Below are 23,094 nucleotides of genomic sequence, written 5' to 3'. Positions count from 1 at the left end.
TCGAGCCAGTGATCCTCATTCGTTTTTATAGGGGCGTTATTTCACAGCCCCTTTTTTGTGAAATACTGTAGCTCAGGCCTGGGCCGTAGCGTCAGAACGCTTGCCGGTAACGGCACCGATAAGGGCACCCGTGATGTAGCCGGCGATGAATGGGACTACCCAGCCGAAGCCATAGGCAGAAAGCGGTGTAGCCGCGACGATTGCCTTGGCAATGGCCAGATCAGAGAGGAACGGTAAGGCTTCTATGAGCGCATAGAGCGTAACCAGGTAGACCGCCCCTTTGCAGGCACCGTTGTTGGGTGTAACCTTGGCAAGGACACCCAGCACGAGGAGCGCCAGACAAGGCGGATAGGAAATACTGTACACCCAGCCGACGTAGGTTACGATACCATCGACGCCTAAGAGAGCGGTAAGAGCCGACAGGCACGAGCAAAGTATAGCCATTTTCTTGTAGCTCGCTTTGCGGGAAAACCCGCTCGTAAACTGGGCTACAGCAGCGACCTGGCCAATGGCCGTCGTGAGGCAGGCCAGGACGACGGCTACGCCCATGGGAATCATGACGGCGCTGCCGAAGCGGCTGATAATGGCGACCAGAAGCTCTGCCCGGCCGATGGTCTGGGGATAGTCGCCGCTGACGCAGGCCCCCATGTAGAGGAGAGAACCGTAAATGATAAAGAGCAGAACGAAGGCGACGATGCCGCAGTAGATGAGGCAGGTATTGCGCTGTTTAATCGTCTGGTAGCCTTTGCTTCGAATAGACTGAATGAAGACGGCGGCCATGATGAAGCTGACCAGGACATCGCCTGTATTATAGCCGCCTAAGAAGGCATTGACGAAGGGATTGGGCACAGCCGGGTCTACAGGCGTACCTAAAGGCGAGACGACGCCGGCAATAGCGATGACGACGAGGATAAGCGCTAAAAGCGGCGTCAGGTACTTGCCCATGCGGTCCATGACGTTATTTTGATCGGCAACGAAGAAATAGGAAATGACAAAATATAAAATGACCAAGGGAATAAAAGGCGCTGCCGGAATGTTTCCCTGTATACCTAATTGGATGGCTGTGGCAGCCGTACGGGGAATAGAAACGAAGGTACAGACGATCATGAGGGCGGCCAAGAGGACGTTGTACGTATATTTGCCGACCCGGTCCGTAATGGCATGAACATCACCGTTCAGGCCGATGACGATGAGTGTAAAGATAGGCAGGAAAATGCCGGAAAGGGTAAGGCCCGACAAGCCGGCGATGAATTCCGTGCCACTATTTAGGCCCAGCTGTGGCGGAAAGATAAGGTTGCCGGCACCAAAATACGTGGCAAAGAAGGCAAAGCCCAAAATAAAGATATCCTGCAGGCGCGGCCTGTTTGTATGGGTAGTCGTGTTTTGCGTCATAGTGAAGCCTCCTAAAAGAAAACCGGCGATCTGCGTCAGTGCAAATCGCCGGTGGTAGAACTGGGTCTTATGCTTTTTCCAGAGCCTGTTCGATATCAGCGAGAAGATCATCGACGTTTTCCAGACCAATGGAGATGCGGATGGTACCGGATGTGATGCCAGCTGCGACGAGAGCTTCCGGCGTCAGCTGCTGATGTGTTGTCGAAGCCGGATGTACGAGCAGGGATTTGGAATCGCCTACGTTAGCCAGGTCAGAGAAGATTTCTGCCGAATCGATGAACTTACGGGCAGCTGCATAGCCATCTTTCAGTTCGAAGGAGAAGATAGAGCCTGTGCCCTTCGGGAAATACTTCTGAGCCAGTTTATAGTATGGCGAGCTCGGCAGAGACGGATAGTTTACTTTAGCGACCTTCGGATGGTTTTCCAGGAAAGCAGCAACCTTCTGGGCGTTGGCGACGTGACGTTCTACGCGCAGGGACAAGGTTTCCAAACCCTGGATGAGGAGCCAGGCGTTGAACGGGCTCAGGGATGCGCCGAGATCACGCAGGTATTTGGCGCGGACACGGGTTACGAAGCCGGCACCCGGTACGTCTTTGGCAAAGCTGATGCCGCCGTAGGATTCGTCCGGATTGACGAAATCGGGGAAACGGCCCGAGCCTTCCCAGTCGAAGTCGCCTTTTTCTACGATGACACCGCCTAAGGTCGTGCCATGGCCGCCGATGAATTTCGTTGCCGAATGGAGAACGATATCGCAGCCGTGTTCAAAGGGACGGAAGAGATACGGTGTAGCGAAGGTATTATCTACGAGAACGGGGATACCGTTTTTATGAGCGATTTCGGCAATGGCTTCGAAATCAGGAATGTTGATGGCCGGGTTGCCCAGGCTTTCAAGATAAACGGCTTTCGTCTTGTCCGTAATGGCGGCAGCAAAGGACTGCGGGTCATCGGGATTGGCGAATTTTACGGAAATGCCCAGGTGTTTGAACGTATCGCTGAACAATTCAATCGTGCCACCGTAGAGCGTCGGAGCGGCAACGATTTCATCACCGGCACCAGCCAGGTTGATTAACGAAAGGGAAATGGCAGCAGCGCCTGTAGCTGTGGCCAAAGCGGCTGTACCGCCTTCGAGAGCAGCAACGCGTTTTTCCAGGACATCCCACGTCGGGTTGGCCAGACGGGAATAGATGAAGCCTGGCTTTTTCAAGGCGAACTGGTCTTCGCCGTCCTGCGTGTTGTCAAATACATAGCTCGTCGTCTGGTAAATAGGTACGGCACGTGCGCCTGTCGTAGGATCGGGTACCTGGCCTGCATGCTGCTGTAATGTTTCGAATTTGTAGTTTTTGCTCATAATATGATTCCCCCTGTGAATGATAAAATGTAGAAAGATTAAATTCACTTGAAAAGGTGTGTTGTAATAAAAAAAGCCTCCATCCCCTCTGTAAGGGACGGAAGCACCGTGATACCACCCAATTTCATCTGGCTCTCGCAAGCCAGACCTCTTCAGGTACGCAGACCGAAGTCCTGAATACCGTAGCACTGTAACGGGTGCGCCCGGACGGTCTAAATTATTCGACCAATCTGCTCTGAGGCCATCTTCCATGAGTTGTTGCGGTCTCCCTTTCACCATTCAGGAGCTCTCTGTGCCGTTCCTAGTCATGTACTCTTCTCTTCATTGCAACACTATCAAGTTGTTGACGTAAGTCTACCATGTACGCTGTCATTTGTCAAATGGTTTTTCGTAAAAAACTTGAAAATTCGTAGAATTTCGTTCTGTAACATATACTTGCTAGCAGGCCCATATATGTATATATAATATAGGGAAGACATATTGGAACGAAAAAATAAAAAAATCATTCTAGAAAAAAAGAAAAACTCCCCTGCGTGAGCAGAGGAGTAAAAAGAAAATGGATATTTATTCAAGTTCGTCGTCGTAATCATTGACGTAGAATTCAAGGATGTCCGGGCGGGAATAATGACCTGTTGCATCGAATTCCATACGGCTCATGGGTACCATATCAAGATCAAGGTCGGCATAGATAATGGCTTCCTTGTTCCATACGGGCTCCGTGACATAGTGGCCATAGGGATCGATGAGGCACGTACCACCCGTGCAGGTTTCTTCTTTCAGGCGGCTGATTTCGTCCTGTTCCAGGAGATCCTGCGGGTACTGGTCACGCGTGAAGTACTGATCGACGTTGAAGACGAAGCAATGGCCTTCAATGGCAATGTGTTTGATCGTGTCCTGCCATTCCGGGTTGTCGTTGGTATTGGGGGCCAAATAGAGGGAAACGCCTTTTTCATAGAGCGCTACGCGGGCTAAGGGCATGTAGTTTTCCCAGCAAATGAGACTGCCCATAGCGCCCCACGGCGTATCGACGACGGGGAAATACGTTTCCGGTACGTGGGAATCTGCCCAAATATAGCGTTCCGAACCGGTCGGCTTAATTTTCCGGTGTACCGATACGAGTTCGCCTTCCGGTGAGAAAATCAGATTGGTGCAATAGAGAGAGCACGTTTGATGATCCCGTTCGGTGACGCCAATGCTCACATAGGCCTGGGCCTTTTTGGCGGCAGCGGCGATACCTGCCGTATCGTCAGGTACGAGGACGGCATTGTCATAATATTTCTTCCAATCCTGCCGGCCTGTATTATTGCGGCTGCCTACAGTGAAGCCGAAAGTCAGTCCATAGGGATAACAGGGAATAATCGATTCCGGAAAGACGATCAGCTCAGCGCCGTTTTGTCCGGCTTCATGAATTTGCCTGATGACTTTTTCTGTCGTCGCCCGTTTATCAAACATAATAGGTGATGCCTGTACGAGCGCAGCCCGTAAATTTTTCTTTAAATTTTTCATGCTCTATCCCCTCCTAAGCTAAGAGTATGTTACAGGAGTATTATAACATAGGTATACGCCTGGGTAGCAAGGGAAATCTATGTTATACTATACGTTGAGGTGAATCTTAATCATGAAAAATCCGTTTTCAGATTTATTTATATTAGACTTTACGCATGTATATTCCGGCCCGTATTGTACGATGCTGCTGGCCGACCTGGGTGCCAGGGTAGTAAAAATAGAACGGCCCGGCAGTGGTGATGATACGCGTCATTACCTGCCCTTTAAAAACGGCGAAAGCGGTTACTTTGCCTATCTCAACCGCAATAAGGAAAGCCTGACCCTCGACCTTAAGAGTCCTGAAGGAAAACGTATCGCCCTGGAACTCATGAAAAAGAGTGATGTAGTCATTGAAAATTTTTCTGCCGGCACGATGGACCGTCTCGGCCTGGGCTATGAAGCGGCTAAAGCCGTCAAGGACGATATTATTTATGCCTCCATTTCCGGCTTTGGCCAAAGCGGTCCCCTTTGCCACAAGGCAGCGTATGATATTATTGCCCAGGCCATGGGCGGCCTGCTCAGACTGACCGGCTTTCCGGACCAGCCGCCGGTCAAGGTAGGCGTTTCCATTGCCGATGCCAACGCAGGCATCCACATGGCCTTTTGTCTCATGGCAGCCCTGTACCAGCGTGATCATACCGGTGCAGGCCAGTACATCGACGTGTCCATGATGGATACGACCATGTCCGTATTGGAAAATTTTGTCATGCAATATACCTTAAACGGTGTCGTACCGGAACGGTCCGGTAATGAACACTCGGCATCGGCGCCCTTTGATATGTATGAAACGAAGGATGATTACGTGGCCGTAGCGACCGGTAATAATACACAGTTTTCACGAATGCAGGCTGCTATGGGCATGGACATCATGTCGGACCCGCGCTTTGCCGAAAATACGCTGCGCCGCAAAAACTATAAGGAACTGCGGCCTATCCTGGCGGCTTGGATGAAGGAGCACACGACGGCAGACATCGTGGCTCTCTTTGACCGGGCTGCAGTCCCGGTGGCACCGGTGCTGGGCATCGATGAATTAGTGAACCATCCGCAGATCCGGGCGCGGGGGATGATCGAAACACAGCATCATCCGGTCTTAGGGGATTTGGAAATGCCCGGTTTTCCGGCAAAATTTTCGACGATGCAAACACCGGTCCGCAAAGCGGCACCGCTCCTAGGCGAAGATACGGATGCCATTTTGTCCGGTGTCCTCGGGCTCGATGAAAAGACCATTGCAGCCCTGAAAGAAAAGCATATTGTAGAACAACACGAGAAAGGATAAAAAAACAATTGGGTAGCATAAAAGTACAAAAACTTTCAAAAGCATTTGGCGTTCACGTCGTCTTTCATGACGTGTCCTTTGAACTCAGGCGCGGCGAACGCTTAGGCCTTATCGGTGCCAACGGTGCCGGCAAATCGACGCTGCTCAAGTGTCTCATGGGGGAAGAAGAGTATGACAGTGGTGCTTTTGTCCTTTCTGAAGGAGAAAGCGTGGGCTACCTGCAGCAGGATATTACCTACGCCGATACTATTACCTTAGGGGACGTGATTACGGAAGCGTGGCAGGATGTGCGTCATTTGGAGCAGGATCTGAAGGCCGCAGAAAAGCAGATGCAGGCAGAACCGGATAACGAAGCCCTCATAGACCGCTACGCCCGCCTGCAGGAGCGTTTCGAATGGCTGGGCGGCTTTTCTTACGAATCGATGAGCCATAAGATCGTGCAGGGCCTGGGCTTTTCCGAAGCCGACTGGTCGCGGCCTGTCCAGAGTTTTTCCGGCGGCCAGAAAACGCGTATTAATCTGGCCCGGGCCCTCGTACGGCGGCCGGATTACCTCTTTTTGGACGAACCGACGAACCATCTGGACATGGATATGCTGGAGTGGCTTGAAGGCTATCTCCTTTCTTATGGCGGCGGTATCCTTATCGTGTCCCACGACCGGTATTTCCTCGACCGCGTAGCTACAGGGATTTTGGAAATGAGCCATGGTACGATTACCAAGTATAAAGGCAATTACACGCGCTATATCAAACAGAGCCGGGAACGGCGGGAAGCCTTAGAACGTGCCTACAATAAACAGCAGGAACACATTAAAGAAACGGAAGAATATATCCGCAAGTATAAGGCTGGTATCAAGTCCAAGCAGGCCCGGGGCCGCCAGTCCCAGCTGAACCGCCTGGAACGGATTGAACTGGCACCGGAAGATGCGACGCTCCACTTCCATTTTGCCCCGGCCGAAGGCTGTGGCGAAAAGGTTCTGGTCCTTGACGATATTTGTGGCGGCTATGGCGATAAAGAGCTCTTTTCCCATTTGTCCCTGCTCCTGCGGCGCGGTGAAGCAGCATCCCTTATCGGGCCGAACGGTACGGGCAAGACGACGCTGCTGCGCATGATTATGGGCGAAAAAGAACCGGACCACGGCCACATTACCCTGGGCAGCCGCGTCCACATCGGTTATTTTTCCCAGGAGCATACGGAGCTTAAGGGAAACTGGACCCTCGTCGAAGAAATGATGAACGAATTCAGCTATAGCGAAGACGAAGCGCGCAACGTCCTGGGCCGTTTTCTCTTTCAAGGTGACGATGTCTTTAAGACCGTGAGCAACCTGAGCGGTGGTGAACAGGCCCGTCTGGCTCTCTTGAAGTTATTCCTGCAGGGGCCGAATTTCCTCATCCTGGACGAACCGACGAATCATCTCGATATTCCGACGCGGGAAATTCTGGAACAGGCGCTCCTCGATTTTGGCGGCACGTATCTCGTCGTATCCCATGACCGCTATTTCCTCGATAAGATAACGAGCCGGACGCTGGTCCTTGAAGCTAAGCAGCTGCACGAATATTTAGGCAACTACACGTATTACCGGGAAAAAGAACGGGAAGCAGAAGAACTGGCTGCCCAAAAAGCAGCAGAACAGGGAGAGACTGTGACGGCAGCTTCTAAGGCAGAGGCAACGAAGAAAGAAGCGGAACCGCAGCGGCACACGCCGCCGGCGAAAAAGGCCCAGTCCTACGGCACGACGCGGCAATTGGAAAAGATAGAAATGAAGATTTCCGAGCTCGAAGCGACGGTCAAGATGTACGAATTCCAGCTGAATCAGCCGGAAAACCAGACAGACCCGGAAAAGGCCATGGAACTGACAGCACTCTATGAACGTACCCAGGCTGAACTGGAGGCTGCCTACGAAAAGTGGGAAGAACTTTCTGAAGCAGAATAAACCGATATAAAAAAGCAGACAGCGTTGAGCTGCCTGCTCTTTTTATATCGGTATTTGTGGTGTATTTGCCTTTTTTAGACGTTAAAGCGGAAGTAGGTGACATCGCCATCCTGCATGATGTAATCCTTGCCTTCCAGGCGTACGAGGCCTTTTTCCTTAGCCGCCTGTTCACTGCCGCAGGCAATGAGGTCGTCATAGGATACGATTTCGGCGCGGATGAAGCCCCGTTCGATATCCGTATGAATCTTGCCGGCAGCCTTCTGGGCTTTCGTACCGTTGACGATGGTCCAGGCGCGGACTTCGTCGGCACCGGCCGTAAAGAAGTTGATCAGGCCCAGCATGGCGTAGCTGGCTTTGATCAATTTAGCCAGACCTGCTTCAGGCAGGCCCAGTTCCTGCAGGAAAACCGATGCTTCGTCAGCCGGCAATTCGGCGATTTCTGCTTCGATCTTGGCCGAAACGGCAACGACCTGAGAGCCTTCTGCGGCGGCGAATTCCTTCAGGGCCTGTACGTGCGGATTTGCGTCCGGTTCGGATGCTTCGTCTTCGGCTACGTTAGCAATGTAGAGGATGGGCTTTAAGGTCAACAGATTGAGATCATGTACCCACGGCAATTCGTCCTTCGTCAGGCCGACCTTGCGGGCCGGTTCGCCATCTTCCAAGGCCTTAAGAATTTTTACGAGGATATCAAGCTCTGTCTTGGCTTCCTTGTTGCCGCACTGGGCTACTTTGCGGATGCGGTCTGCCCGTTTTTGTACTGTGTCCATGTCGGCCAGGCACAGTTCCGTATTGATGACATCTACGTCACGGACAGGATCGATAGAGCCCGATACGTGCGTAATGTTGCCGTCTTCAAAACAGCGGACGACTTCGGCAATGGCGTCGGTTTCACGGATGTGGCTGAGAAATTTATTGCCCAGGCCTTCACCCTTAGAGGCACCGGCTACGAGGCCGGCAATATCGACGAAACGCGTTACCGCAGGAATGGTACGTTTCGGATGATACATGTCTGTCAGGACCTGAATGCGTGCGTCCGGTACTTCGACGACGCCTACGTTCGGTTCGATTGTGCAGAATGGATAGTTAGCCGCTTCTGCCCCGGCCTTGGTAATTGCGTTAAAGAGCGTGCTCTTACCGACGTTCGGCAGGCCGACAATACCGATTTCCAAATTGGTACTCATGAATGAGGTGTTCCTTTCTACGACTTCGATTATTTAATGATATGCAGATCAGCAATACGCTGTACGGCTTCTACCGTGTTTTCCCGTGTGCCGAAAGCTGTCAGGCGGAGATAGCCTTCGCCGTGCGGGCCAAAGCCGGCACCCGGTGTGGTAACGACGTTGGCTTTTTCCAGGAGCAGATCGAAGAAATCCCAGCTCTTCATGCCGTTCGGCGTCTGTACCCAGGCATAGGGGGAGTTGGTAGCACCGTAAACCGTATAGCCGGCAGCTACGAGGCCGTCGCGGATAATGTGGGCGTTTTCCATATAATATTCGACGTCAGCCAGGCACTGTTTCTGACCTTCTTCACTGTAGTACGCTTCGGCTGCGCGCTGAATGATGTACGGCGTGCCGTTGAAGAACGTGCACTGGCGGCGGTTCCACATGGGGTTCAGTTCGACCGCTGTGCCATCAGCCTTGTAGCCGACGCAGGCTTTCGGGACGATGACGTAGGAGCAGCGCGTACCCGTGAAGCCGGCGCATTTCGAGTAGGAACGCAGTTCGATGGCGACTTCTTTGGCCCCTTCTACTTCATAGATCGAGTGGGGGACGTCCGGTTCGGTGATGTATGTTTCGTAAGCCGAGTCATAAATGAGGACGACTTTATTTTCCTTGGCATAGGCGACCCAGTTTTCCAGTTCGGCCTTGCTCATGGCTGTGCCTGTCGGGTTGGACGGGTTGCAAAGGTAGACAATATCGACCTTTTCTGTCGGCGGCTGAGCTTTGAAGCCATTTTCCGGCGTGCACGGGAGATATACGACACCGTCATACATGCCTTTTTCTTCATTGTAAAGGCCTGTGTGGCCGAGCATGACGTTAGAATCGAGATATACCGGGTAGACCGGATCGGCTACGGCAAATTTCATATCACTGCCGAAGATTTCCTGAATGCAGGCAACGTCCGTCTTGGCACCGTCGCCAATGAATACTTCATCTTCGTCGAGGCTGATGCCACGCGTTTCGTAATCGCCTTTGATGATGGCCTGACGCAGGAAATCATAGCCCTGTTCCGGACCGTAGCCGCGGAATGTTTCGGCCTTGCCCATTTCGTCAACAGCCTTGTGCATGGCGTCGATGATGGCCGGAGCCAGGGGACGCGTTACGTCGCCAATACCGAGACGGATGATTTTGGCATCGGGATGGGCCTTGGAAAAGGCTTCTACTTTTTTGCCGATCGTAGCAAAGAGGTAGTTACCCGGAAGTTTTAAATAATTTTCATTTACATGAGCCATGAAATGACCTCCTTTATATTCGATAAGAATGTACATATATACTGGAATGTATACCTGAATGTCACTGTTTATTGTACTACAATCATAAACCCTTGAAAAGGTACGCAAACGCAAGGATTCATGATAAAATAGAATGGTAACCATTTGAAATATTGAAACACCTGCCAGAGAGAGAAAGGGGCGGAGGGTATGGATTATCGTGATAAGAAATGTCTCATTGCTTATTTTAGCCGGCCAGGCGAAAACTATTCGCGGGGACAGCTGGTGCATTTGCCCATAGGCAACACGCAGATTGCCGCAGATATTTTGCGGGGCCATGTACAAGGGGATATGTTCCTCATCGAGGCGGCAGAGCGCTATCCCGACTCGTATGCTGCAACGGTCGAGCGGGCGCGGCAGGAAAAACGGGATAATGCCCGTCCGGCCTTGCGCTATGACCTGCCTGATGTAACGGCGTATGACGTTATTTTTCTGGGCTATCCGAATTGGTGTGGCACCATGCCCATGCCTGTGTGGACCTTCCTGGAAGCCCATGATTTTTCCAATAAAATTATTAAGCCCTTCTGCACGCATGAAGGCAGCGGCTTTGGACATAGCCTGGAGGATATCCATGCCCTGGCGCCGCAGGCCAAACTCAGCCGTGGTATTACCCTCTTAGGCACGACCGTTGCCGATGCCGAAGGCGATATCCGCCGCTGGCTGCAGCTGGAAACAATCTGAATTGGCACGTACAGAAAAAGAGCCCCTTTGACGAGGAGCTCTTTTTCTGTACGTGTTATTCGTAGCGCAGTGCTTCAATGGGATCGAGGCGGGCTGCTTTCTTTGCGGGATAGATGCCGAAGAAGAGGCCTGTGCCGACAGAGAAGGTAAAGGAGAGAATGATCGGCGCGGCTGTGATATACGTCGTAAAGGTCGAGAAATGCGAAATGAGCAGGGAAATGGAAACGCCGAAGAAAACACCTAAGAGGCCGCCGGCGACGCCGATGACGACAGATTCAATGAGAAACTGCGTCATAATATCCTTAAAGGTAGCACCTAAGGCCTTGCGGATCCCGATTTCCCGTGTCCGTTCCGTAACGGATACCATCATAATGTTCATGATGCCAATGCCGCCGACCAAAAGGGAAATGGCGGCAATACTACCGAGAAAGAGAGTCAGCATGGTCGTCGTGCTGCTCATGGTTTCCATAATGCTCGTCAGGTTGCGGACGTTAAAGTCATCGTCTTCACCGGTGCGAATATGGTGGCGCTGGCGCAGCAGTGTTTCGACCTGTTCCTGGACGGCGTCCATATCGTTCGTATTGGTAACCTGAATGTTGATGGAGCGGATGTACGTAATGCCCATGAGTCGTTCCTGGGCAGTCTTTAAGGGGACGAGGACCACGTCATCCTGGTCACTGCCCATAGACGACTGGCCTTTGCTTTCGAGGACACCAATGACCTTGAAGGGCTGGTTGTGAATACGGATATTGCTGCCTACAGGGTTCTTCGTGCCAAAGAGGTTTGTGGCGACGGTAGAACCGATGACGGCCACACGGTTACGGCTGTTGTCGTCGGCGTTGGTAATAAAGGAACCGGAGGCGACAGTGAGGGAGCGGATTTTCATGTAATCCGGTGTGACGCCGTAAACGGACGTGTTCCAGTTCTGGTTGCCGTAAACGACCTGGTAGCTGCTGTTGACCGTCGGTGCCACATAATCGATGTCCTTAATGCGCTTTTGGATGGCTTCGGCGTCATCGAGCTTCAGGCTCTGGTTGGACCCGGCGGCAGAACGGACGCCGCCTTTATTGGCTGAGCCCGGCGTAACGATGAGCATGTTGCTGCCCAGACTGGCAATGGAGTTGGTGACGTTTTGCCGCACGCCCATGCCGATGGAAATCATGACGATGACGGCACCGACGCCGATGATAATGCCCAGCATAGTCAAAATGGAGCGGAGCTTATTGGACAGGAGGGCTGCAATGGCGATACTGACACTTTCTTTAAACAACATCCATGACCACCCCTTTCCCTGCATCGCGCGTAATCATACCGTCGCAAAGGAGCAGCTGCCGGCTGGCGCAGGCGGCGATGTCCGGTTCGTGTGTGACCAGGATGATCGTCTTGCCTTCTTCGTGCAGGTCCTCGAAGAGGTGCATAATGTCCTTCGTCGATTTTGTATCCAAGTTGCCTGTCGGTTCATCGGCCATGATGATGTGCGGTTCATTGACCAGGGCCCGGGCAATGGCAACACGCTGACGCTGGCCGCCGGACAATTCGTTAGGCTTGTGATCGGCCCAGGTCTTGAGGCCTACATCGGTGAGCTTTTGCAGGGCCCGTTCGTGCCGTTCCTTGCGGCCCACGCCGGCGTAGACCAGAGGCAGGGCCACGTTGTCTAAGGCGGAAATACGCGAGAGGAGATTGAAGTTCTGGAAGACAAAGCCAATGTGTCGGTTGCGGACGACGGCCAGTTCGTCGTCAGAAAGATGGGCGACTTCTTCACCATTCAGCTTATACGAGCCTTCCGTCGGCCGGTCGAGACAACCCAGAATGTTCATGAGCGTCGACTTCCCGGAGCCCGATGGCCCCATGAGGGCGGCAAATTCTCCTTCACGTATGACGAGATTGATACCTGCCAGGGCGGCAAAATCCTGGCCGCCAATGTGATATATTTTTTTGATATTTGTCAGTTCAATCAGTTTCTCATTCATAGTGTTACACCTGATTTCTTGCCCTTATGGCAGTATTACATGGGTGGCGGTCCCTGGCGGCTGTTGCTCTTAGAGCTGCTGCTGGAGGTTGTCTTAGCGGCCGTATAGGAAATAGAAACCTTATCACCGGCGTTGAGGCCGCTCAGGATTTCGACGTAATCGTCGCTGTAAATGCCTGTCGTAACGGGTACTTCTTCGGTTTTGCCGTCATCACCGACGCGCAGGACATACGTGCCGCCGTTATTGGTCTTGAGTGCTGCAATGGGCACGACGAGGGCGTCGTCCTTTTCCGACGTGATAATGTCTACGCGGGCTGTCATGCCCAGGCGCAGTTCGTCGTCCGGATCATCTACGTCGAGAATGACGTAGTAGTAAATAACGCTGGCTGACGAGGAAGAGGAAGAGGAAGAGGTAGAACTCGTGCCGTTCGTATCCCACGTGTTGCTCGTATCGGTTTGGGAAATCTTCGTGACGTGAGCCGTAAAGGTCTTGTCCGAATACGTATCGACTGTAAAGGTCGCGTCCTGGCCGACCTTGATTTTGCCGATATCCGTTTCATCGATGTTGGCGAGAATCTGTTTTTTACTCGCATCGGCGATGCGCATGATGACCGTCGGGTTGCTATTACCCTGGACGGCCATGGTACCGGCCGGCTTCGGTTCACCGACGACGACGCCGCTCATAGGCGCAGTAATGGATGTTTCAGCCAAATCCGATTCGGCGGCCGATAAGGTTGAAAGGGCCGTCTTATATTCGTATTCCGCATTGTCGAGGGCCTGCTTGGTGCCGGCACCTTGGTCATACAATGACTTATAGCGTTCGTAATCGAGACGCGTATTCGTTACTTTATATTGGGCCTGGTCGTATTTGGCCTGATAATCCTTGCCGTCCAGTGTGGCTACGACCTGGCCGGCCGTGACGTGGTCATTTTCCTTGACCAGTACCTGGCTGATGCGGGCCGTAATCTTTGGCGAGACTTCGACGGAATCGACAGGACGGATGGTCCCCGTAGCGGATACGGTGGATTTCAGGTTCATGCGCTGTACCGTTGCCGTTTCTACGGCAGCTGCCTGTTTGGCGCTCTGTTGCTGCTGATAATAATACCAGCCGCCACAGGCACAAGCGGCAATGAGGACGATGGCAATGGCTGCTTTTGCTTTGAAATTTAGTTTCATAAGAATCACCCTGCAATTTGAAATGGAGTAGTTGTATAAAAAATAAATGCTGTAAACCATACGGTACTTCCGTATGCACAGGTTAAGTATAACATAAGTGAGATGAACAAAAAAAGGAAGAACCGTGCCAACAAGGAAGATTACAAGAAACTGTAACAAATGACCTTATGAAATTGTGCTATACTACACATATACTGGTATAATAAAATGAATAATAATGCAAAAGGGAGGAAATAACATGAAGTATAAATGGAATGCGATTCTCTTGGCGGCGCTCTTATGTACCGGCCCGGCCTGGGCGGCAGCTCCGGCAGGAACGCAGGCGGAAAGCGCTTCTGTAACGGCAGCGGCGGCCCCGCTGGCAGCCAGCCAGACGGTGGCGCAAAACACGGCGCAGACGGCAGCAGAGAAGGAGCAGAAAACGTACAGCTTAGAACTCGATACGTCAGATTATACCGTCGATACGATGCAATACAGGGGACAGAAGGTGGTCTTTCGTTCTTACGAAAATCGCGTATACGTATCCCATCCTGTCGATGCGGCCTATGAATCTATGAATATCTACGTGCCAGAAGACTATTTTGATGGTAAGACCGTCCATGGCTATACGGCAGCGACAGCTCCCATTTTCTTACCGAACAGCGTCGGCGGCTATATGCCGGGAAAAGCCGGTACGCCACTGGAAAATGACCGCATGAGCGGTGGTCCCAACGCGATCCTGACGGCCCTGGCCTATGGCTATGTCGTGGCAGCACCGGGGGCCCGGGGCAGGACGAATGAAGCTGCCGATGGTACGTATACAGGCAAGGCTCCGGCTCTCCTCGTCGATATGAAAGCAGCCGTACGGTACTTACGGTATAATAAAGGCCGCATTCCCGGCAATACAGATAAAATTATTTCGAATGGTACCAGTGCCGGCGGTGCCCTTTCGGCTCTTTTAGGGGCAACCGGGAACAGTCCCGACTATGAACCCTATCTGAAGGACCTGGGTGCAGCGGAGGAACGGGATGATATCTTCGCCTCCAGTGATTATTGCCCCATTACAGATCTAGATCATGCAGACATGCCCTATGAATGGGTCTTTGGCGACGTGCATACGTACTATCAGCAGGCCATGCCCGCCGGTCTCATGAAAATGCTTGCCGGCGAGGGGGCTGCTGCGGCTCCGGGCGGTACGGTCCAAAACCGCCCGGCTAATGCACCGGCTGAAAGTGCCAAAGCGCAGGAACTGACGAAAAAGCAAATCAAGGTGTCCGAGGTCTTAAAGAAAAAATTCCCATCCTATCTGAACAGTCTTCATCTGCGGGCTGCCGATGGAACGAAGCTGACTTTAGATAAGAAAGGGAACGGTTCCTTTAAAGAGTATATAAAACAACTATATATGGATTCAGCACAGCATGCTATAGATAGTGGTAAAGATCTGTCCCACGTCGGCTGGCTGACCATCGAAAACGGCAAGGTCACGGACATGGATCTGGCGAAGTACGCCGTGCAGATTACGCGCCTGAAGGCAGCACCGGCCTTCGATGCCCTGGACCTTTCTGCCGGTGAAAACAGTGAATTCGGTTCGTCGTCCATCAATGCCCGTCACTTTACGGCCGTAGGCAAGAAGTATAATACGGTTAAAAAGGCCAAGATGGCGGATAAAAAAGTTATTGGCCTCTTGAATCCCCTGAACTATATTGGCCGTGAAGATGTCACCGTAGCTCCGCACTGGCGCATCCGTCACGGCAGTGCGGACAGGGATACGTCTCTGGCCGTGCCGGCTATTCTGGCACTGCGCCTGCAAAATGAAGGCTATGATGTGAACTTTGCCGTTCCCTGGGGGCAGGGGCATGGCGGGGATTACGACCTGGATGAACTCTTTGCCTGGGCCGACTCGATATGCCGCTAAGAGGATCCGGTGAAGGAAACTAAAACGGACAATTTGTATCTGGATTACAAAAGCGCAAATCAAAAGAGAAAGTTATCTCAATTTAGCATTGATAAATGAGAAGAAACCAATTTTTCCGTTGCCAAGGCAACAGAAGGATTGGTTTCTTTTTGGTAGCATATAAGCATCAATGATATTTGATGAAAAGCACAACAGAAAGTGAAAATTTTCTTTTAATCTATTTTATGTTGTTATAGTATCCAAAGAAAGAAGGTAGCAGAATGGGGTATCAATTAAGTGGACAGGCATTGACCTCTGCCTTTAAGAAATGGTCTGCAGAGTACGACATTTACGCACCCATGGTGTTTGAAGGAACAGGACGCTTTTCAGAAACCGATGTAATTCGCTATGGCAAGGTGACAGATCCTGCCCAGATCGTATGGGATGAACGTTCCGAATACTCCTTTAAGGATGTACTGACACCGGTCTGTCAGGTCCTCTTCTACTTCACGGAAAACGAAGTAAAAGAAGCTGATTTCCCGCAGAAGGGCGCCATCATTTTCCTGCGCAGCTGCGATCTGCACGCTGTCAAACGCCTGGACTTCATGTTCCTCGAAAACGGCCCGGAAGATTACTACTACAAAACCCTGCGCGATCGCGTGAAGTTTGTTCTCATGGGCTGCGAACATCCCTTCGAAGACTGCTTCTGCGTTTCCATGGGTACGAACGTCAGCACCGATTACGACGCTGCCGTTAACGCAAAAGATGGCGAATATTTCCTGGACTGTCCTGATGCAACGCTGGCAGCAGCTTTACAGGAATTTGCTGAACAGACTTGCGATGTTGTGCCGAATCACGTAGAAGAAGACGACGTAGAAGTTACGATTCCGGATAACCTGACCAACGCCATTGCCAAGACATCTATTTGGGATGAATACGACAAACGCTGTATCAAATGCGGCCGCTGCACCTTGGCTTGCCCGACGTGCACGTGCTGGTCCATGCAGGATATCTTCTACACGGAAAACGGCAAAGCCGGTGAACGCCGCCGCGTGCAGACGAGCTGCATGTTTGATGATTACACGACCGTTGCCGGTGGTGGCTGCTTCCGTCAGAAGGCTGGCGAACGCATGCGCTTCAAGGTGCTGCACAAGGTCATGGACTTCAATACCCGTGCAGGCTTCCAGATGTGCGTAGGCTGCGGCCGTTGTGACGCTATCTGCCCGGAATATATTTCTCTTACAAACTGCATCAACACGAAGCTGCCCCAGGGCATGAAGGAGGTACTGGAAAATGGCCAATAAAAATGAATATTTACCGTTTCGTTCCGAAATTCTCGAAGTAATCAAGCACGCTGAATTAGAATATACCTTCCGCATGTCCTACGATCGTGGCAAGGAACACCCTGTTAATCCGGGCCAGTTCTTTGAAATTTCTATTCCGAAGTACGGCGAAGCTCCGATTTCCGTCAGCGGTATTACAGACCATTCCCTGGATTTCACTATTCGCCGCGTCGGTTCCCTGACGGACGAAATCTTTGAAAATTATGTAGGTGACCACTTCTTCATGCGTGGACCCTATGGCAATGGCTTCAACGTCAACATGTTCAAGGGTAAGGAAGTCATCCTCGTAGCCGGCGGCTCGGGCTTATCACCTGTACACGGCGTCATCGACTACTTCGCCGACCATTTGGACGAAATCAAGAAACTGACGGTCATCGTCGGTTTTAAATCGCCGGACGACATCCTCTTTAAGGAAGACCAGAAAGTCTGGCTGGAAAAAGGCATTCACTTGATTACGACGGTCGATCATGCGCCTGAAGGCTATGAAGGTCACGTCGGCATGGTAACGAAATATATTCCGGAACTCGAATTCGACAACATGGCCAAAGCCATTGCCGTCGTCGTAGGTCCGCCGCCGATGATCAAATTCTCCATCTTGGAACTGAAAAAGATCGGCTTCAACGAAAACAACATTTGGCTTTCCGAATCGCGTAAAATGTGCTGCGGCCTCGGCAAATGCGGCCACTGCCGTATTGGCGACGTATACATCTGCCAGGACGGCCCGGTCTTCAAATATACGCAGATTCAGACGATGATTGACTAGGAGGATACACGCTATGGCTATGATGGATATGAATTGTGGCAAGTTAAAGAAAAACGCGTTCCGCGTCACGAAAAAACGCGGTATCGCATCGGCTCGTGTACGTGTTCCCGGCGGCCTCCTGAATGCAAAGGTCCTGGGCCAGGTAAAAGATATTGCTGAACGCTTCGGCAATGGCGAAGTACATCTGACTATCCGTCAGGGCTTCGAAATCTTCGGCATTCCTTACGAAAAGGTACAGGAAGTAAACGAAGCACTGCAGCCGATCATTGATGAACTCAATATTAACCAGTCCAAGAAGGGCATCGGCTACGAATCGTCCGGTACGCGTAATATCATGGCTTGCGTCGGCAACCATGTCTGCCCCTTCGGCAATTACAATACGACAGCACTGGCAAAACGCATCGAAAAGGCTATTTTCCCGAATGACCTGCACGTAAAGGTAGCTCTTACGGGCTGTCCGAACGACTGCTGTAAAGTCCGTATGCACGACTTCGGCATCATGGGCATGACGGAACCCCAGTTCGATCCGTCCCGCTGCGTCAGCTGCGGTGCCTGCGTCAAGAAGTGCAAACAGCTCTCTGTAGAAGCGTTGCACATGGAAAAATTCCGTCCTGTCCGGAACGTAGAAAAATGCATCGGCTGCGGCGTTTGCGTCCATGCCTGCCCGAACCGTGCCTGGACCCGCAGCAAAACGCAGTATTTCCGCCTGACCCTCCTCGGCCGTTCCGGTAAGAAAAACCCCCGTATGGGCGTCGATTTCATCAAATGGTGTGACGCTGACAGCATCGTCAAGATTGTTTCCAACGTCTACGACTATGCCAAGAAATACATCGATCCCGATGCTCCGGGTGGTAAGGAACACATCGGCTACATCGTCGACCGTACAGGCGTCGATACGTTCATGGAATATATCATGAGAGACGTTCATTTGCCGGAAAAAGCAGAAGTGTACAAACCTCTCTATTGGAATGGTATTCGCTACTGGGGCCTGAAATAAGGACTGCAGTGTGAGAGGAGATACACATGTTTAACGAAGAATATAAAGCAACGGGCAATGGGGCAAAAGCCAAAGTGGCGATGCTCAAGAATAACCCCTTAGGCTATTTCCTGCTTTCCGCTTTGGCCGGTGCGTACATCGGCTTTGGGATTCTCTTGGCGTTTACCGTCAAAGGATCCCTGGGCCCCCTGCCTGTTACACCGGTTGCCATGGGTGCGTCCTTTGGCATCGCTTTGAGCCTGGTCATCATTGCCGGCGCCGAGTTGTTTACGGGCAATGCCTTTGTCCTCTTCAATGGCTGGCGGCAAAAGACCGTTTCCGCAGCTGACGTTATCCGCCTCTGGGTCGTCTGCTACCTGGGCAACTGGTTTGGCGCCATCGTCCTTTCCCTGATCTTCATCGCCGCCCTTGGTCCTGTCGGTGCTGTCGGCAAGGCCTTGACCGGTGCAGCTGTTATGAAGACCGGTTTGCCGCCACTCGCCCTCTTTGCCCGTGGTATCCTTTGTAACGTTCTCGTCTGCTTAGCCGTTTGGTGCGGCTTCCGGACCAAGAGCGATGCAGCTAAATTGATCATGGTCTTCTGGTGCCTCTATGCCTTCTTTACCTGCGGGTTTGAACATAGCATTGCCAACATGACCGTTCTTACCTTGGGCCTCTTGTCCCCGGTGGATGCTTCGATTACCCTCAGCGGTTACCTCTACAATCTCTTCTTTGTAACCTTGGGCAACATCGTCGGCGCTATCGTCTTCCTGTCCATCCCCTATGGTTTGGGCGCCTTGGAAAAGAAAGCAAAAGAATAAAAGCTGTATAGAGAGCGCGTTCTCTATACGAAGAATCCCCCGCACGGGCTGGCGTGATGCCGGCTCCGGCGGGGGATCTTTTTGCTTATATCAGACCGGCTCTCCCTGGGGAAAGTCCGTGTTTTCGTCAGAGGATAGTAAAGGTATCCTTGTCAAAATCGATGGTGCCTTCTTCTTTCATACGCGTCAGCTCCCGTGATACGGCCGTGCGGTCCGCGCAGAGGTAGTCTGCCAGTTCTGTCCGGCTCAAGGGCAGCGTAATGGTCTTACTGCCTTGCTCTTCTGCCTGGAAGGAAAGGTATGTCAGGATCTTGCGGCGCAGGGTCTTTTTGGAGACCACTTCCAGCTTTTCCATGAGGAGGGCATTCTTATCGGCCAGCATGCGCAGCATATTTTCGATGAGCTTGTAATGGAAAGGGCACGAGTTTTTGCACGTCTGCAGGACCTTGCGGAAGGGCAGGTAGAGGACGCGGCTTTCGCGTACTGCCTGGAAGGTAACAGACGACTTGAGGACTGTACCACAGGCGAAGGATTCGCCGAAGAGGGAACCCGGGTGGAGTACGGAAAGAATCGTCTTATCGCCCCAGGAGTCTTCGTGGACCATGTGGATACGGCCGCTGAGGATGACGCCAATATATTTTACCTCTGCTTGCGCTAACAAGGGGAATTCCCCCTTATGTACCGTTTGAAAGCGGGCACCCAGGCATTGCAGCATAGGGCCCAGGTCCTGCTCGCGGATACCTGCAAAGAGATGCATAGAAGTCAAACTGGCGTAGTCAATACTCATACAATCACCTGCTTTTTGCCACAGCAGCAAAGGCGTTCTTCGCTGCGGACAGCGTTATTTCAATAGCCTGATCATCATGTTCACCTGAGAGGAAACACGTTTCGAACTGAGACGGCGGCAGGTAGATGCCGGCTTCCAGCATAGCCTGGAAATACGTAGCAAAGGCTTCCTGATCGCAGGCATTGGCCATGGCAAAATCGCGGACCTCGTCCGGCGTGAAAAAGACGCTGAACATGGAGCCTGACTGATGGATGCAGACCGGTACGCCTGCTGCGGCCGCAGCCGTGCGCAGGCCGTCGCAGAGCTTTGTCGTCTGGGCTGTAACGCGGACTGTATAGTCCGGATCTTCCGTAATGATGCGCAGCGTTTCCAGACCGGCTGTGACTGCCAGGGGATTACCGCTCAGTGTACCGGCCTGATAAATCGGTCCGGCCGGCGAGACGCAGTCCATGAGGTACGCCTTGCCGCCGTAGGCCGCTGCGGGCAGGCCGCCGCCGATGATTTTACCCAGGCAGGTCAGATCCGGCGTGATGCCATAGTACGCCTGGGCGCCGTGGAGGTCCGTACGGAAGCCGCACATGACTTCGTCAAAAATGAGAATGGCACCGTGGGCAGCCGTCTGGCTGCGCAGGGCTTCGAGGAAACCCGGTACAGGCGGTACGCAGCCCATGTTGCCGGCGACAGGTTCGACGATGACTGCAGCGATGTCGTTGCCGAAACCATCCATCAGGCGGTTAAAGGCTTTCGTGTCGTTATAGGGCAGGGTAATCGTGTCTTCTGCTGTAGCCCTGGTAACGCCCGGACTGTCGGGCTGGCCGAAGGTGGCTGCGCCGGAGCCGGCACTGACGAGGAGACTGTCGGCATGGCCGTGATAGCAGCCCTGGAATTTTATAATCTTATCGCGGCCCGTAAAGCCGCGGGCGACGCGCAAGGCGCTCATGGTAGCTTCTGTGCCGGAGTTGACCATGCGCAGTCTTTCGATAGAAGGGTAGATTTCTTTGACCAGGTTGGCCAGCTCTGATTCGAGGAGCGTCGGTGCGCCGTAACTCGTACCGCGTGTAGCAGCCTCTTGCAGGGCCTTGACTACCCGGGGATGAGCGTGGCCGGCAATCATGGGACCCCAAGAGCCGACGTAGTCGATATACGTATTGCCGTCAATATCCGTAATGGTACAGCCTTTGGCTGAGGCGATAAAGGGCGGGTTGCAGTGCACGCGGCCGTACGACCGGACCGGGCTGTTGACGCCGCCGGGCATGAGCGTTTGGGCTGCCGTAAAGGCCGCCTCTGATTTTGTATGTGCAAGCATAGGAAATTTCCTCCTTTACAGAATAGACATGATCAAAGCTTGAACAGGTCGGAAAGAGACTGCAGTGTCTTTTTTTCTTTTTCCGTGTGGGCTGCTTCTACAGTTTGCATCATGGGATCACGCAGCAGTTTGCGCACGAGCATGCGCGACATGTTTTCAATGACCCTGTATTGTTCGTCCGTAAGGCCCGGCAGTTTATTGCGGGCCCGCCGCCATTCTCGCTGGCGCATAAGTTCTGCCTTTTTCGACAGGCGCAGCATGGCCGGCCGGACCGTGAGGTAGCGGAAGCGCTCCGTCAGGGCTTCTGTATCTTCGTCGACAATGCCGGCGGCGACGGCTGCTTCCTGTTGGCGCGAGCATTCATTGTTGCGGACGACCGTTGAGAGGTCGTCAATATTATACAACGTAATTCCCGGCAATTCGCCGGCGTCCGGCTCAATGTCCCGTGGTACGGCAATATCGATGAGAAGCAAGGGCTTATGACATCGTAAGTCGCACAGCCGCCGTACCCGTTCTGTCGTCAATACATAATGCGGTGCCCCTGTAGAGGTGATGATAATATCTACGTCCTCCGTTACGGCGTCGGCAGCCTGGTAATGGACGGCTTTGCCTTGCAGCGTCGCAGCCAGTGCCTGAGCCCGTTCGATATGCCGGTTGACGATGTACAGGCGGCCTGTGCCCTTGCCACGGAAATTACGGGCTGTCAGCTCGGCCATCTGTCCGGCACCGTAAATCATGAGGCCCCGGCCGGACAAATCGCCCAGAATCCGTTCGGCCAGCTGGACGGCTGCGTAGCTGACGGACACGGCATTGTAGGCAATATGCGTATCTGTACGTACGCGCTTGCCTGTAGCAATGGCCTGATGGAAGAGCAGGTTCAATACGGTGACTGTGGCGCCGCATTCGTGGGCTAAAATGTAGGCCTGCTTGACTTGACTTAAAATCTGTCCTTCCCCTAAAATTTGAGAGTCCAGGCTGGCTGCAACGGTGAGTAAATGGTGGATGCAGGCTGTACCTTCGTAGACGTAAAAGTATTCCGGTTTTACGTCGGGCTGACAGGGCAGGAGGGAGAGGAAGAAATCCTGCAGGACTTGGCTGTCCGTGTCGTCATCGCAGACGGCGTATACCTCCGAGCGGTTGCACGTAGAAAGGACGACAGCTTCCTTTAATGCAGTATATTGATCCCATTGAGAGAGGGCTGAACGAATGCTGTCCTGTGTGGCAGCAAACTGTTCCCGTATGGCTACAGGGACGGTCTTGAAATTCAGGCCCCATACAAGTAATTGCATGATGGCGTTAACTCCTTATATATAAATCACTACTAGTATAGTGTAGTAAATTCTCTGAGTCTTGACAAGAGGGGCAGGAAGAAGCGGCCGGGACCGTTTTCCTGATTTAGACCGGGTACGGCAAAAG

General features: G+C 52.5%; 19 protein-coding genes and 1 other annotated feature. Of the genes, 8 read left to right on the top strand and 11 right to left on the bottom strand.

The genetic code is table 11. The annotated features are described in order from the left end of the window. Positions 1-72 precede the first annotated feature (72 nt). From PGX44_RS05865 to PGX44_RS05855, 3 genes are all read right to left on the bottom strand, one after another. Complete coding sequence (locus PGX44_RS05865) at positions 73-1,392, bottom strand: branched-chain amino acid transport system II carrier protein (RefSeq protein WP_498854602.1); 1,320 nt, start codon at positions 1,390-1,392, stop codon at positions 73-75. Between the two features lie 67 nt (positions 1,393-1,459). Further along, the gene (locus PGX44_RS05860) at positions 1,460-2,740 is read right to left on the bottom strand and encodes an O-acetylhomoserine aminocarboxypropyltransferase/cysteine synthase family protein (protein WP_186503244.1); all 1,281 of its coding nucleotides are present in this window, start codon (positions 2,738-2,740) and stop codon (positions 1,460-1,462) included. Positions 2,741-2,830: 90 nt separating this feature from the next. Further along, positions 2,831-3,074 (bottom strand) — a binding site (T-box leader). Between the two features lie 230 nt (positions 3,075-3,304). After that, positions 3,305-4,246, bottom strand: a complete 942-nt coding sequence (locus PGX44_RS05855; RefSeq protein ID WP_289001074.1) for a carbon-nitrogen hydrolase family protein — start codon at positions 4,244-4,246, stop codon at positions 3,305-3,307. A gap of 112 nt (positions 4,247-4,358) precedes the next feature. Here PGX44_RS05855 and PGX44_RS05850 point away from each other — a divergent pair, with 112 nt between their 5' ends. Both PGX44_RS05850 and PGX44_RS05845 read left to right on the top strand, forming a co-directional pair. Further along, positions 4,359-5,561 carry a CaiB/BaiF CoA transferase family protein gene (locus tag PGX44_RS05850; RefSeq protein WP_186503246.1) on the top strand — a complete coding sequence of 401 codons (1,203 nt, stop codon included), beginning with the start codon at positions 4,359-4,361 and terminating at the stop codon, positions 5,559-5,561. 8 nt (positions 5,562-5,569) lie between these two features. Beyond that, complete coding sequence (locus tag PGX44_RS05845; protein ID WP_498854601.1) at positions 5,570-7,492, top strand: ABC transporter ATP-binding protein; 1,923 nt, start codon at positions 5,570-5,572, stop codon at positions 7,490-7,492. A 74-nt stretch (positions 7,493-7,566) separates the two neighbouring features. Here the strand turns inward: PGX44_RS05845 and ychF are convergent, their stop codons facing one another. Together ychF and PGX44_RS05835 are read right to left on the bottom strand one after the other, a co-directional pair. Further along, the gene (gene ychF, locus PGX44_RS05840; RefSeq protein WP_498854600.1) at positions 7,567-8,673 is read right to left on the bottom strand and encodes a redox-regulated ATPase YchF; all 1,107 of its coding nucleotides are present in this window, start codon (positions 8,671-8,673) and stop codon (positions 7,567-7,569) included. 29 nt (positions 8,674-8,702) lie between these two features. Beyond that, positions 8,703-9,944: an LL-diaminopimelate aminotransferase gene (locus PGX44_RS05835; RefSeq protein WP_498854599.1), complete on the bottom strand. Its 1,242-nt coding sequence runs from the start codon at positions 9,942-9,944 to the stop codon at positions 8,703-8,705. A gap of 189 nt (positions 9,945-10,133) precedes the next feature. On the opposite strand from PGX44_RS05835, the gene PGX44_RS05830 reads away from it, so the two are divergent. Next, the gene (locus tag PGX44_RS05830) at positions 10,134-10,664 is read left to right on the top strand and encodes a flavodoxin (protein ID WP_498854598.1); all 531 of its coding nucleotides are present in this window, start codon (positions 10,134-10,136) and stop codon (positions 10,662-10,664) included. A gap of 55 nt (positions 10,665-10,719) precedes the next feature. Here the strand turns inward: PGX44_RS05830 and PGX44_RS05825 are convergent, their stop codons facing one another. Genes PGX44_RS05825 through PGX44_RS05815 form a run of 3 tightly spaced genes read right to left on the bottom strand, consistent with a single transcriptional unit; the run spans position 10,720 to position 13,809 of the window. Next, complete coding sequence (locus PGX44_RS05825) at positions 10,720-11,937, bottom strand: ABC transporter permease (RefSeq protein ID WP_186503252.1); 1,218 nt, start codon at positions 11,935-11,937, stop codon at positions 10,720-10,722. Beyond that, a complete protein-coding gene (locus tag PGX44_RS05820; protein WP_222433627.1) occupies positions 11,927-12,634 on the bottom strand; it encodes an ABC transporter ATP-binding protein in 708 nt (235 codons plus the stop codon). The genes PGX44_RS05825 and PGX44_RS05820 overlap by 11 nt, the downstream gene beginning before the upstream one ends. 35 nt (positions 12,635-12,669) lie before the next feature. Next, positions 12,670-13,809 (bottom strand): efflux RND transporter periplasmic adaptor subunit, encoded by a 1,140-nt coding sequence (locus tag PGX44_RS05815; protein ID WP_498854597.1) that lies wholly within the window; start codon positions 13,807-13,809, stop codon positions 12,670-12,672. A gap of 238 nt (positions 13,810-14,047) precedes the next feature. Between PGX44_RS05815 and PGX44_RS05810 the strand changes: the two genes are divergently transcribed. From PGX44_RS05810 to PGX44_RS05790, 5 genes are all read left to right on the top strand, one after another. After that, complete coding sequence (locus PGX44_RS05810) at positions 14,048-15,703, top strand: subtype B tannase (RefSeq protein ID WP_498854596.1); 1,656 nt, start codon at positions 14,048-14,050, stop codon at positions 15,701-15,703. 260 nt (positions 15,704-15,963) lie between these two features. Then, the gene (gene asrA / locus PGX44_RS05805; RefSeq protein ID WP_498854595.1) at positions 15,964-16,986 is read left to right on the top strand and encodes an anaerobic sulfite reductase subunit AsrA; all 1,023 of its coding nucleotides are present in this window, start codon (positions 15,964-15,966) and stop codon (positions 16,984-16,986) included. Continuing rightward, positions 16,976-17,788, top strand: coding sequence for an anaerobic sulfite reductase subunit AsrB (gene asrB, locus PGX44_RS05800; RefSeq protein ID WP_186503259.1), 813 nt, complete (start codon positions 16,976-16,978; stop codon positions 17,786-17,788). Before asrA ends, asrB begins: the two co-directional genes overlap by 11 nt. A 13-nt stretch (positions 17,789-17,801) precedes the next feature. After that, entirely contained in the window at positions 17,802-18,785 is a 984-nt protein-coding gene (asrC, locus tag PGX44_RS05795; protein WP_289001059.1) for a sulfite reductase subunit C, read from the top strand. A gap of 26 nt (positions 18,786-18,811) precedes the next feature. Next, complete coding sequence (locus PGX44_RS05790) at positions 18,812-19,585, top strand: formate/nitrite transporter family protein (protein WP_498854594.1); 774 nt, start codon at positions 18,812-18,814, stop codon at positions 19,583-19,585. Positions 19,586-19,712: 127 nt separating this feature from the next. Here the strand turns inward: PGX44_RS05790 and PGX44_RS05785 are convergent, their stop codons facing one another. The 3 genes from PGX44_RS05785 to hemA are packed head-to-tail and all read right to left on the bottom strand — an operon-like array spanning position 19,713 to position 22,967. Next, positions 19,713-20,372, bottom strand: a complete 660-nt coding sequence (locus PGX44_RS05785) for a Crp/Fnr family transcriptional regulator (RefSeq protein WP_498854593.1) — start codon at positions 20,370-20,372, stop codon at positions 19,713-19,715. A gap of 4 nt (positions 20,373-20,376) precedes the next feature. Beyond that, positions 20,377-21,678, bottom strand: a complete 1,302-nt coding sequence (gene hemL / locus PGX44_RS05780; RefSeq protein ID WP_498854592.1) for a glutamate-1-semialdehyde 2,1-aminomutase — start codon at positions 21,676-21,678, stop codon at positions 20,377-20,379. A 32-nt stretch (positions 21,679-21,710) separates the two neighbouring features. Next, positions 21,711-22,967, bottom strand: coding sequence for a glutamyl-tRNA reductase (hemA, locus tag PGX44_RS05775; protein ID WP_498854591.1), 1,257 nt, complete (start codon positions 22,965-22,967; stop codon positions 21,711-21,713). Between the last annotated feature and the right edge of the window lie 127 nt (positions 22,968-23,094).

It is taken from the genome of Caecibacter sp. AF58-12pH5A (assembly GCF_027681725.1).
GTDB classification, from domain to species: Bacteria; Bacillota; Negativicutes; order Veillonellales; family Megasphaeraceae; genus Megasphaera; species Megasphaera hominis.
This window is presented reverse-complemented; position numbering and strand designations above follow the sequence as displayed.

Coding starts and splice junctions, on each gene's coding strand:
- PGX44_RS05865 (WP_498854602.1), bottom strand. CDS start 1,392: ATGACGCAAAACACGACTACCCATACAAACAGGCCGCGCCTGCAGGAT.
- PGX44_RS05860 (WP_186503244.1), bottom strand. CDS start 2,740: ATGAGCAAAAACTACAAATTCGAAACATTACAGCAGCATGCAGGCCAG.
- PGX44_RS05855 (WP_289001074.1), bottom strand. CDS start 4,246: ATGAAAAATTTAAAGAAAAATTTACGGGCTGCGCTCGTACAGGCATCA.
- PGX44_RS05850 (WP_186503246.1), top strand. CDS start 4,359: ATGAAAAATCCGTTTTCAGATTTATTTATATTAGACTTTACGCATGTA.
- ychF (WP_498854600.1), bottom strand. CDS start 8,673: ATGAGTACCAATTTGGAAATCGGTATTGTCGGCCTGCCGAACGTCGGT.
- PGX44_RS05835 (WP_498854599.1), bottom strand. CDS start 9,944: ATGGCTCATGTAAATGAAAATTATTTAAAACTTCCGGGTAACTACCTC.
- PGX44_RS05830 (WP_498854598.1), top strand. CDS start 10,134: ATGGATTATCGTGATAAGAAATGTCTCATTGCTTATTTTAGCCGGCCA.
- PGX44_RS05825 (WP_186503252.1), bottom strand. CDS start 11,937: ATGTTGTTTAAAGAAAGTGTCAGTATCGCCATTGCAGCCCTCCTGTCC.
- PGX44_RS05820 (WP_222433627.1), bottom strand. CDS start 12,634: ATGAATGAGAAACTGATTGAACTGACAAATATCAAAAAAATATATCAC.
- PGX44_RS05815 (WP_498854597.1), bottom strand. CDS start 13,809: ATGAAACTAAATTTCAAAGCAAAAGCAGCCATTGCCATCGTCCTCATT.
- PGX44_RS05810 (WP_498854596.1), top strand. CDS start 14,048: ATGAAGTATAAATGGAATGCGATTCTCTTGGCGGCGCTCTTATGTACC.
- asrA (WP_498854595.1), top strand. CDS start 15,964: ATGGGGTATCAATTAAGTGGACAGGCATTGACCTCTGCCTTTAAGAAA.
- asrB (WP_186503259.1), top strand. CDS start 16,976: ATGGCCAATAAAAATGAATATTTACCGTTTCGTTCCGAAATTCTCGAA.
- asrC (WP_289001059.1), top strand. CDS start 17,802: ATGGCTATGATGGATATGAATTGTGGCAAGTTAAAGAAAAACGCGTTC.
- PGX44_RS05790 (WP_498854594.1), top strand. CDS start 18,812: ATGTTTAACGAAGAATATAAAGCAACGGGCAATGGGGCAAAAGCCAAA.
- PGX44_RS05785 (WP_498854593.1), bottom strand. CDS start 20,372: ATGAGTATTGACTACGCCAGTTTGACTTCTATGCATCTCTTTGCAGGT.
- hemL (WP_498854592.1), bottom strand. CDS start 21,678: ATGCTTGCACATACAAAATCAGAGGCGGCCTTTACGGCAGCCCAAACG.
- hemA (WP_498854591.1), bottom strand. CDS start 22,967: ATGCAATTACTTGTATGGGGCCTGAATTTCAAGACCGTCCCTGTAGCC.